13 protein-coding genes and 1 other RNA gene are annotated in these 9,017 nt (G+C 57.9%); 7 read left to right on the forward strand and 7 right to left on the reverse strand.

Features of this window, described 5'->3' with window-relative positions; translation table 11 throughout:
- Both A3730_RS24225 and A3730_RS24230 read right to left on the reverse strand, forming a co-directional pair.
- Nucleotides 1-208: aminopeptidase P N-terminal domain-containing protein (locus A3730_RS24225; RefSeq protein ID WP_197477609.1), on the reverse strand; the 208-nt coding region annotated here is incomplete at its 3' end.
- A gap of 74 nt (nucleotides 209-282) precedes the next feature.
- Nucleotides 283-873: a UPF0149 family protein gene (locus A3730_RS24230; protein ID WP_063521027.1), complete on the reverse strand. Its 591-nt coding sequence runs from the start codon at nucleotides 871-873 to the stop codon at nucleotides 283-285.
- A gap of 234 nt (nucleotides 874-1,107) precedes the next feature.
- Between A3730_RS24230 and A3730_RS24235 the strand changes: the two genes are divergently transcribed.
- The 4 genes from A3730_RS24235 (at nucleotide 1,108) to A3730_RS24250 (ending at nucleotide 2,751) form a co-directional block, all read left to right on the forward strand.
- Complete coding sequence (locus A3730_RS24235; RefSeq protein ID WP_063521026.1) at nucleotides 1,108-1,320, forward strand: TIGR02449 family protein; 213 nt, start codon at nucleotides 1,108-1,110, stop codon at nucleotides 1,318-1,320.
- 51 nt (nucleotides 1,321-1,371) lie between these two features.
- Nucleotides 1,372-1,683, forward strand: coding sequence for a cell division protein ZapA (locus tag A3730_RS24240; protein WP_063521025.1), 312 nt, complete (start codon nucleotides 1,372-1,374; stop codon nucleotides 1,681-1,683).
- 253 nt (nucleotides 1,684-1,936) lie between these two features.
- Nucleotides 1,937-2,120, forward strand: a non-coding RNA gene (gene ssrS / locus A3730_RS24245) — 6S RNA.
- A 31-nt stretch (nucleotides 2,121-2,151) separates the two neighbouring features.
- Nucleotides 2,152-2,751: a 5-formyltetrahydrofolate cyclo-ligase gene (locus A3730_RS24250; protein ID WP_063521024.1), complete on the forward strand. Its 600-nt coding sequence runs from the start codon at nucleotides 2,152-2,154 to the stop codon at nucleotides 2,749-2,751.
- Here the strand turns inward: A3730_RS24250 and A3730_RS30630 are convergent.
- Together A3730_RS30630 and ilvA are read right to left on the reverse strand one after the other, a co-directional pair.
- Nucleotides 2,732-2,881, reverse strand: coding sequence for a hypothetical protein (locus A3730_RS30630; protein WP_156497101.1), 150 nt, complete (start codon nucleotides 2,879-2,881; stop codon nucleotides 2,732-2,734). The genes A3730_RS24250 and A3730_RS30630 overlap by 20 nt on opposite strands.
- Before the next feature lie 338 nt (nucleotides 2,882-3,219).
- Nucleotides 3,220-4,755: a threonine ammonia-lyase, biosynthetic gene (ilvA, locus tag A3730_RS24255; protein WP_082872522.1), complete on the reverse strand. Its 1,536-nt coding sequence runs from the start codon at nucleotides 4,753-4,755 to the stop codon at nucleotides 3,220-3,222.
- 138 nt (nucleotides 4,756-4,893) lie between these two features.
- On the opposite strand from ilvA, the gene rpiA reads away from it, so the two are divergent.
- Nucleotides 4,894-5,547 carry a ribose-5-phosphate isomerase RpiA gene (gene rpiA, locus A3730_RS24260; protein WP_063518545.1) on the forward strand — a complete coding sequence of 218 codons (654 nt, stop codon included), beginning with the start codon at nucleotides 4,894-4,896 and terminating at the stop codon, nucleotides 5,545-5,547.
- Between the two features lie 99 nt (nucleotides 5,548-5,646).
- Here rpiA and A3730_RS24265 read toward each other — a convergent pair whose 3' ends face one another.
- Both A3730_RS24265 and A3730_RS24270 read right to left on the reverse strand, forming a co-directional pair.
- Nucleotides 5,647-6,174, reverse strand: coding sequence for a hypothetical protein (locus A3730_RS24265; RefSeq protein WP_231880673.1), 528 nt, complete (start codon nucleotides 6,172-6,174; stop codon nucleotides 5,647-5,649).
- A gap of 101 nt (nucleotides 6,175-6,275) precedes the next feature.
- On the reverse strand, nucleotides 6,276-7,235 hold the full coding sequence (locus A3730_RS24270) for an alpha/beta hydrolase (RefSeq protein WP_063520702.1): 960 nt from the start codon (nucleotides 7,233-7,235) through the stop codon (nucleotides 6,276-6,278).
- Between the two features lie 70 nt (nucleotides 7,236-7,305).
- Between A3730_RS24270 and A3730_RS24275 the strand changes: the two genes are divergently transcribed.
- Nucleotides 7,306-7,950 carry a flavin reductase family protein gene (locus A3730_RS24275; protein ID WP_063520703.1) on the forward strand — a complete coding sequence of 215 codons (645 nt, stop codon included), beginning with the start codon at nucleotides 7,306-7,308 and terminating at the stop codon, nucleotides 7,948-7,950.
- Here the strand turns inward: A3730_RS24275 and A3730_RS24280 are convergent, their stop codons facing one another.
- Nucleotides 7,951-8,277 carry a hypothetical protein gene (locus A3730_RS24280; protein ID WP_063539151.1) on the reverse strand — a complete coding sequence of 109 codons (327 nt, stop codon included), beginning with the start codon at nucleotides 8,275-8,277 and terminating at the stop codon, nucleotides 7,951-7,953.
- A gap of 198 nt (nucleotides 8,278-8,475) precedes the next feature.
- On the opposite strand from A3730_RS24280, the gene A3730_RS24285 reads away from it, so the two are divergent.
- Nucleotides 8,476-8,904, forward strand: a complete 429-nt coding sequence (locus tag A3730_RS24285) for an META domain-containing protein (RefSeq protein ID WP_063521710.1) — start codon at nucleotides 8,476-8,478, stop codon at nucleotides 8,902-8,904.
- Nucleotides 8,905-9,017: the final 113 nt, after the last annotated feature.

A 9,017-nucleotide genomic window follows, 5' to 3' on the forward strand; every position in this document is an offset into this window, starting at 1 on the left:
ACTCGCGCCCCGGCAGCAGCACCATCACCGCTTCCGGTTCGGCGAAACCGGTGAGGTACCAGAAATCGCTGTTCTGCCGGTACGGGTACTCCACGTCCCGGTTGCGAGTGCGCTCCGGGGCGGCAGGCAGAATGGCAATGCTGTTGGGCCCCATGATGGTCATCAGCTCCTGACGACGACGGGCAAACTCCTGGCGGCTGATACTCAAAACGACTCCTTAAATAACGCAACAGGCGGCACGCTTCACGCAACTCACGCAACAAACCAAACGCCTGATCCCCATTAATGGCGGGTTGGCGGTGTTTTATCCGCTGGCGCCGACTCTGGTTTGCCCTGATGGCGCATGACCAGCTCAGTGTAAATCATCAGGGCAGACATACGGCAGTGCTCGGCCACCTGCTCGAACATGTCTTCCTCGGCGTCGCCGTCATCATCCGGCGTAGCCACCTGGCTAATTGCCGCCAGGTCCGACAGTGCTTCCTGCACGCCGGGTGACAGGTCCTTGTCGTGGGTGTTGGCCGAGCCGGTGCCAAAGCCCACCAGGAAGCCTTCACTCCACTGGGCCAGCGCGGCCACCCGCAAGCCAAGGTCTTCCTCATCTCCCGGCAACAGCAGGTTCAGCTCCAGACCGGTTCCCTGGTAACCGCCGTGCAACTGGTCTCGCACCGCCAGCAGGGCGCCATTCATCTCGGCACCAAAGCCCTCCGGCATATCCACGTGGGCAGCCAGCACCCCAAGCAGTTCCTCATTGTGGCCGCCGTGGCCGGTGGCCAGCAGGCCGGCAATCACCCCCTGCAGTTCACTGGGAGAATGCTTTACGCCGGCCGCAGCCAGCCCCTGGACGAGAACCTCAAAATCAATATCGTTGGACATGCGTCTTTCCGTTTTCAACAGCCGGTGATCCGCTGGCGCGGCGGCCCCGGGAAGCAGAGTTGGGGATTACCTGAGAAGTGTGTGCTAAGTGGCTATCACACTTGAATTTCATTGACCCTTACAGACCCCACACCTATAGTACAAAAAGCCTGCAATCCGGGTGGGGGCGCCATCACCGGAAAATACCGGTAAGGTGCAGGGGAGCTACCTTAGGCGAACAGCGACCATTTTGCCATGACGACGGAACAACAACTGAGGCAACTGGAAGCCCGAGTCGATGACCTGCTGCGCATCAGCGCGCGGTTGCGTCAAGAGAACCAGGCCTTGCATGATCGCGAGAGCAAACTGGTGGAAGAACGGGCCCAGTTACTGAAAAAAAATGATGCCGCCCGCAATAAAGTCGAGGCCATCATCTCGCGTCTGAAATCTCTCGAGCAGGAATCCTGAGCGTGGTCTCCTGCCTGACTCTGACTCACAGCCAATGCGGTGTAATCCGGAATGTCTAACGAAAACTCCCTGGTAATTCATCTACTGGACAAGGAGTATCGCGTCGCCTGCCCCGCCGGGGAACAGGACAACCTGCTGGCGGCCGCCCGTTACCTGGACGAACAGATGCGCGAAGTCCGCGATGCCAATGTGATCGGCCTGGAGCGCATTGCCATCATGACCGCTCTGAACATGAGCCACGAACTGCTCCGCGCCCGCCAGAGCGTCTCCCAGGATTCTGAAAGCGAAGCCCGCGTGCAGGCCCTGCTCGGCCGCCTGGAAGAGGAAATCCAGGCCTTCGAAGACGCCCGCCGGAAGCTGTAACTGTTCTCCGCCTCGCCTGTAGGAGCACCTCTTGCAGGTGCGAACCGAGCATAACGAGACCACACAGAAACAGCTAACGACACGCGCTCAGAGAACCCCATCGAGCCACCAGCGATTTACGCGCTTACACGGGGTTCGCACCTGCAAGAGGTGCTCCTACAGCGGCTTCGCATCCAGACCAAGAACCACCAACGAAATCCCTTCCCTGTCAAGACTGACCCGGCCCCTGCACCACTGATACAATTACCCCAAGTGCTTCCTGGCCCGTGCGCCAGAGGGTCAAGTCCCCTTGCCGATAATGTACTACCCGGGGGCATATATTGCCTTGTCCGTGTGCATGTCCGCCTATTGAGCGGAAAGCCTGAGGGCAATGCTGCTGCCTCCACCTTGAACCTTCGGTTCAAGGGTCAAACCCGCAGCGGCGGGCCGGGAAGCACCCTTATATTATCGCCTGACGCCGGACGCCGGATGCCTGACGCGAAAACCACCGACACGCGACAACGCCAGCAACTGCGCCGACAGTTCCGACAGCGCCGCCGCGCCCTCAGCAGCGGCCAGCGACGCCGCGCCAGTGCACGCTTCGGCCCTGCCCTGGCCCGGGCCATTCAACATCGTCCTGCCCGCCACGTGGCTATCTACCTGCCCAACGACGGCGAACTGGATGTACGCCCTGCCTTGCGCCACCCGCGTTTTCAACAGGCCTCTACCTATCTGCCTTTTGTCGACGCTCTGCGGCCCGGCTATCTGCAATTTCGCCTCTGGCAGCATCACCATCCCATGCGAGCCAATGCCTACGGCATTCACGAGCCCGCCCTGCGCTACCGTGGCCGGGCCCTGTGGGCACTGGATGTGATTATTCTGCCTGCGGTGGCGTTTGATGAGGCGGGGTATCGGCTGGGAATGGGGGGCGGCTACTACGATCGCACCCTGGAACAACTGGCACGGCACCCTCGACGGCCACGGCTGGTGGCTGCGGGGTACGATTTTCAGAAAATGGAGAGAGGCGAGCTGCCGGTGGCCCCGTGGGACCAACCGGTAGAGAGTATTGTTACTGCGTCGTCTGCGTGACAGTAATGCCTGCGCTGTCAGCGTAACGCTGGTAATCCGGTTCATTTCCACCATGGGTGAGGCTGCTGACCAGCACGCCTAACCCGAAAACAACCGCCAGTAGCACCAGGGCGTCCGGCTTTTTCTTCATTGTTCTATTCCCCAAAACGGTACAGCAATATGAAAAAAGTGACCCAAAAGTATTAACAAGATTGTCACCTTAGTCTGATTTAACAGCATAAAATGCCAAGTGGGTCAAAATTTGATCATTTCCAAATGTAAAGTCAAGCAGTTAGCGCGGGTTGCTGACACTTCTTAACAGAACTCTGCAGTAACTCTCTACGTTCAAAGTGCGCTACGCTCGTCAATCGTTGCCCCTTTTAACAACCAACACAATGTAAAATCAATGAGTTAGCAAAAAATCGGACAAAAAAGACGGAAACGCAAACAAAACCGGCTACGCCGATTAACCGACAGGCTAAATAGCGATTAGTTCAAAAATAACCGGTAGGCGGGGTTGTCGCTCTCCTCAACCATGGGATAAGGCACCTTCTTGAGGTCGGCCAATAGCTTGCTCTGCTTGCCATCCTCCACCTGGAAGCCCACCAGCACACGGCCATAGGCCGCGCCGTGGTTACGGTAATGGAACAGGCTGATATTCCATTTTTCGCCCAGGGATTGCAGAAACTTCATCAGCGCTCCGGGGCGCTCCGGAAATTCCACCCTGAACAGCCGCTCCTTCAGGTCATGCCGGGAGGTGTGCCCGCCCACCAGATGACGAATATGCAGCTTGGCCATCTCATTACCGCTCATATCCACCACCGGATAACCGCGCTCCTGCAGCTCGCTCATTAGCGTCTGCAGCGCCTCTCCGCCCGGCCGCAACTGAATACCGACAAAGATATTGGCATCCCGGTCATCGCTGTAGCGGTAGTTGAATTCAGTAATACCGCGCCGCCCCAGGGCCTGGCAGAACGCCCGAAACGCACCAGGCGTTTCCGGTATGGTGACAGCCAGAATGGCCTCGCGCTGCTCGCCCAGCTCGGCACGCTCTGACACATGACGCAGCCGGTCAAAATTCACATTGGCGCCACTCTGAATTGCCACCAGCGTCTGGTCACGCACATCGTGCTTGGTTACCCAGTTCTTCAAACCCGCCAGGGCCAGCGCCCCCGCCGGTTCGCAGATGGCACGGGTATCCTCGAACGCGTCCTTGATGGCCGCACAGATTTCATCGGTGCTGGCGGTGATCACTTCATCCACGTGATCACGCAACACCTTGTAGGTTTCCTTGCCGATCTGCTTCACGGCAACACCGTCCGCAAACAGCCCCACTTCCGGCAGGGTGACCCGACGTTTTTTCTCCAGGGCGGCTTTCAGGCAGGCGGCATCTTCCGGCTCCACCGCGATCACCTTCACCTCCGGACGCACGTACTTCACATAAGCCGCTACCCCGGCCGCCAGCCCACCGCCGCCCACCGGGATAAAAATCGCATCCAGTTCGCGGCTTTGCTGACGCAGAATCTCCATGCCCACCGTGCCCTGGCCGGCAATCACATCCGGATCATCGTAAGGGTGAACAAAGGTCAGGTTGTCACGGGCCTGCAGCTTCAGCGCGTGGGCCAGGGCTTCGTCAAAGCTGTCGCCATGCAACACCGCCTTGCCACCGTGGCGACGCACGGAACTTACCTTGATATCCGGCGTGGTACGCGGCATCACGATGGTCGCTTTGACCCCCATGGCCGACGCCGCCAGCGCCAGTCCCTGGGCATGATTCCCTGCTGACGCACAGATGACCCCGCGGGCAAGCTGTTCCTCGTTCAACTGACACAACTTGTTGTAGGCGCCGCGCAGCTTGAAGGAAAACACCGGTTGCAGATCTTCCCGTTTGAGCAGCACCCGGTTGCCAATACGTTTGGAAATCAACGGCGCTGCATGAATGGGAGTTTCCACCGCCACGTCGTAGACGCGGGATTGCAGTATCCGTTTAACGTATTTGTCCAGCATGGAGGGTTCCGGGCTCATTCTGTGAAGGGAAAGGAATAGTCTAGGGGCTGGCCGGCACAAATGCGATAGCCCGGGGTCGAGTCAGGACCGCCGCTGGCCTATAATTGGCGCACACCTCAGGGTCGATACACACCCATATTACGACAGGACAGCCTCATGGATCAGGATGCGCTGAAAAAGCAGGTAGCCGAAGCCGCACTGCGTTTTGTCCCCGAAGGGGAAATCATCGGCGTGGGCACCGGCTCCACCGCCAACTTCTTTATCGACGGACTGGCCACCCTCAAGGATCGCATCAAAGGCGCTGTGGCCAGCTCCGATGCCACCGCCGAGCGACTCAAGCAGCATGGCATCCAGGTCTTTTCACTGAACGACGTGGGCAACCTGCCAGTGTATGTAGATGGCGCTGACGAAGTGAACAGCCACCGGGAAATGATCAAGGGCGGCGGCGGCGCACTTACCCGCGAGAAAATTGTCGCCGCAGCGGCACGGGAATTCATCTGCATCGTGGACGCCTCCAAACAGGTAAAACGGCTGGGGGCTTTTCCGCTACCAGTTGAAGTCATTCCCATGGCCCGCTCTTACGTGGCCCGCAAGCTGGTGGCTTTGGGTGGACAACCGGAATACCGTGAAGGCTTTGTCACGGACAACGGCAATATCATTCTGGACGTGCACAATCTGGATATCACCAACCCGATTGAACTGGAAACCGCGCTCAATAATATCGTTGGCGTCGTCACCAATGGCCTGTTCGCCAAGCGGCCTGCCGACGTGGTGCTGGTGGGTGAAAACGGTACGGTGAACCAATACTGACACCACGGGGGGACCGCAGAAATGCTGATATCTCCCAGCCCCGCGAGAAAACCAAAAAAGGCCGCAATGTGCGGCCTTTTTTGGTTTTCACCTGAAAGATTAATCCCAGAAGTTATACCAGGATTTTTCTTTCTTCTCAGCGTCCGCCTTGGCATCCGCTTTCGCATCCGCATTGACACCGGCGGCCCCCGCTTTCATTTCAGCGTTGGCACTGGCGCCAGCCCCTTGCGCATTATTCATGGCATCTTCATGACGTTGACGCGCGGCATCACGGCTTTCTTCCATTTTCTTCATGTTGGCTTCATGCTTGGCACGGGCATCATCGCCCATGGCGTTTGCGTCATCCTTCATGGCATCACGCTTTGCCTTGGCATCTTCTTTCATCGCGTCATGGCGGGCTTTGGCATCGCTTTCCATTGCATCACGCTGGGCCCGTGCATCTTTTTCCATCTGTTTGGCATCGGCCTTGGCCGCATCTCGCTGGTCACGAACAGTCTGTTCAGCAGCATCGGCATCTGCCTGGGCATTCACGGCAGCATTGACGCCTGCATTCAGGTCTGCCACGGCAGCCTGACTCAACAAGACCGCACCGGAAGCAGCGGCCAACATCCATTTACTGTTCATCATAGACTCCTTGTAAAAACACAAAACTCCCTGGTTGGGAACCGTGAATTCACACTGTTACAAAGCCGCAACCTGCTCAAGTAACAAAGCGTAAAAAATCGAATTTACGCCAGGTACTCGTCAATAATGGCAAAGATTTTACGTCTGAACGCTTCATTTTCATTGGCCAGCTGGTGGCGGGCTCCCGGAAGCATATGGATATCGGGGCTTTCAAATTTCTGCTTGATCATCTCCAGGTTATATTGCCAGTCCACCGTTTCATCCCTGTCTCCCTGAATCACCACCGGCGACACTTTTATCCGTGACGCTTTTTCAAAACCCGGCATCCATTTCTTCAGGGCACTCACCCAGATGGCGGAAATACGCCGTGCCTGCAAAGGGTCTTTGTTTTCCAGAAAGTCGAGGAAATCCGGATCGTTGGAGTTGATGGTAAAAACCCGTTTCAGGGTTTTGGCAAACGGGCTGACCATGGTGTGCAACCAACGAGCCGTTCCCCACTTGAACGGCCGCACCAGTGGCGCCAGCAGAATGACCTGCTCAAAAGGGTTCTCATCGCCCTCACCGCGGCTGACCAGATAATCCATCACGATGGCCCCACCGGTGCTCTGGGCAATCACATGCCAGGGCTTGGGGAAATAATTGGTTGCCAACGACAGGCACTGTTCCAGTACGTCGCGGTAGGTACGAAAATCGTCGATCACGGCTTGCGGGCCAGTGCTCAACCCGTGGCCCGGCAAATCATAGGCGAGCACCGCATAGCCCAGCTCCAGCACATGGCCGATCACATGCCGGTACAATCCCACATGGTCGAAGTAGCCGTGGCAAATCAGCACAGTGCCCCGCGGCTGAACGGGCGGCTTCGGCCGCCAGCCATGCACGGAAAGCATATGCCCCGCCGCCTCGAAATAACCGAAGCCATGCTCCAGGTCCGGCAGGCGATCGGCAAAATTGAGACCGTAGTACGCCACATAGCGCTGGCTGGATTCACTCAGCGGATCGAAGGCCTCCCAGTTCAAGGGCTGCCACTGCTGAATAATCTGATCGCGATCGAAAGGGTTTGCCATAGCCGGTAACGGGTCTCCACGGTTTACTCACGGCACCTACCGATAATACGGGCCAGGGAGGAATCACACCATGCATCTGACAGCCGATACACTCAAGGGTTTACCCCGCGGGGAGCGGGTCAATCTGGTCAATAGCCTGTCCGGCTTCAAAAGTGCCAACCTGGTGGGCACTCGCTCCGAGAACGGCCAGGAAAACCTGGCCATGGTCGGCTCCTGCTTTCATCTCGGGGCCGACCCGGCATTGATGGGGATGATATTGCGCCCGCACTCGGTGGACCGGCATAGCCTGGAATACTTGCAAGGCACAGGTGTTTATACGCTCAACCAGGTCCATGCCGAGATCCTCGAAGCCGCCCACCAGACCGCCGCCCGCTATCCCCGGAATACCTCCGAGTTCACCGCTACCGGGCTAAGCCCAGCCTACCTGCCCGACTTTGCCGCCCCCTTCGTGGCACAGGCGCGGATAAAACTGGGCATGGCGGTGAGGGAAGTGCAAACCCTGGCGGTGAATAACACCGTTCTGGTGATCGGTGCCATCGAACATATCCTGCTACCCGATGAGGTACTGGGGGATGATGGCTTTGTGGATATTGAACGGGCCGGGACGGTGGCGCTGTCGGGGCTGGATAGCTACCACCGCAGTCAGCGTATCGGCCGGCTCAGCTATGCCAAGCCGGACAAGCCCCTACACTGGCTGACAAACGACGAAGACTGATCAGGCGGCGGGCGCCGCCTGGGTCAACGCCAGCCAGCCCCACCAGCCGGTTAACACCAGGATCGGCAGAGACAACAACAATCCCCATAGCACCAGCCGATTGGCCCAGGGATTCAGCGTCGGATGGCGCAGCGCAAAACATGGGGACGCCGGCACAGGCAGCAACAAAATCGCAAACCCCCATAGCCAGCGCCGCTGACCGAACGCGGTGAGCATCAGGCTCAACCAGCCCATCCACAGAATGCCCACCCCAGCGGCGGACAGCATGGCCAGCGGCAGCGCCAGCCACTGGTGCTCAATATAAAATTCCAGCAACGTATTCAGCATGGCCTGCCATCATTGCGATCAGAAAAGTGAAGATAAGAGAGGATTCACTGCATTGTCCTGTTCTTCCGCGACCAGTCAACGCACTCCTCTCATCCATTGCAACAACCTTGCGCCACATCAATAAACGCCAGCCTGGCCGGGAACCATATCGCCCCGCACATACACTAAGTAACCCACAACGTCTCACAAGGACACACCATGACCCCATTTCGCCTTCCGCTGCTGCTGGGCAGCACCGCACTGTTACTGGCTGCCTGTACAGGGCAGCCAGCCAACGAGGTACGCACCATGGTTGAAGAGAGCCAACTGCGTGGAGAAGCCTGGTCCGTCACATCGCTTAATGGCGAAGACGTCACTGAGGCTACCGTCACGCTGAACTTTCATCAGCCCGGGCAAGTGGCCGGCAAGGCCGCCTGCAACAATTATATGGCCACCTATGTGCAGGACGAGGACAGCTTCACCATCACCACCGGCGGCGTCAACATGATGGCTTGCCCAGCACCACTGATGGAAATGGAGCGGCAATTTTTGGACGCCCTCAAGGGAGTCAATCACGCCGACATTAACAAGCAGGGCCAACTGATTCTCACCGGCAGCGATGACATCAGGATTGAAGCCCGCCGGTAAAAAAGGTTCTTCGCGTATTAGAGTGAATAACTCGCTTCTCGCTGCCTGATGGCTTTATCGCGACTACCCGGCACTTTCCCAAACGCTCGACGCCGGATGCCTGATGTAAAACC

The sequence above is a fragment of the Alcanivorax sp. HI0044 genome, assembly GCF_001634945.1.

Bases quoted from the DNA above. Each gene is read 5' to 3' on its own strand.
- A3730_RS24285 (WP_063521710.1), top strand. From the start codon at position 8,476: ATGACCCCATTTCGCCTTCCGCTGCTGCTGGGCAGCACCGCACTGTTA.
- A3730_RS24240 (WP_063521025.1), top strand. From the start codon at position 1,372: ATGTCTAACGAAAACTCCCTGGTAATTCATCTACTGGACAAGGAGTAT.
- A3730_RS24235 (WP_063521026.1), top strand. From the start codon at position 1,108: ATGACGACGGAACAACAACTGAGGCAACTGGAAGCCCGAGTCGATGAC.
- A3730_RS24270 (WP_063520702.1), bottom strand. From the start codon at position 7,235: ATGGCAAACCCTTTCGATCGCGATCAGATTATTCAGCAGTGGCAGCCC.
- A3730_RS24275 (WP_063520703.1), top strand. From the start codon at position 7,306: ATGCATCTGACAGCCGATACACTCAAGGGTTTACCCCGCGGGGAGCGG.
- rpiA (WP_063518545.1), top strand. From the start codon at position 4,894: ATGGATCAGGATGCGCTGAAAAAGCAGGTAGCCGAAGCCGCACTGCGT.
- A3730_RS30630 (WP_156497101.1), bottom strand. From the start codon at position 2,881: ATGAAGAAAAAGCCGGACGCCCTGGTGCTACTGGCGGTTGTTTTCGGG.
- ilvA (WP_082872522.1), bottom strand. From the start codon at position 4,755: ATGAGCCCGGAACCCTCCATGCTGGACAAATACGTTAAACGGATACTG.
- A3730_RS24230 (WP_063521027.1), bottom strand. From the start codon at position 873: ATGTCCAACGATATTGATTTTGAGGTTCTCGTCCAGGGGCTGGCTGCG.
- A3730_RS24280 (WP_063539151.1), bottom strand. From the start codon at position 8,277: ATGCTGAATACGTTGCTGGAATTTTATATTGAGCACCAGTGGCTGGCG.
- A3730_RS24250 (WP_063521024.1), top strand. From the start codon at position 2,152: ATGCCTGACGCGAAAACCACCGACACGCGACAACGCCAGCAACTGCGC.
- A3730_RS24265 (WP_231880673.1), bottom strand. From the start codon at position 6,174: ATGATGAACAGTAAATGGATGTTGGCCGCTGCTTCCGGTGCGGTCTTG.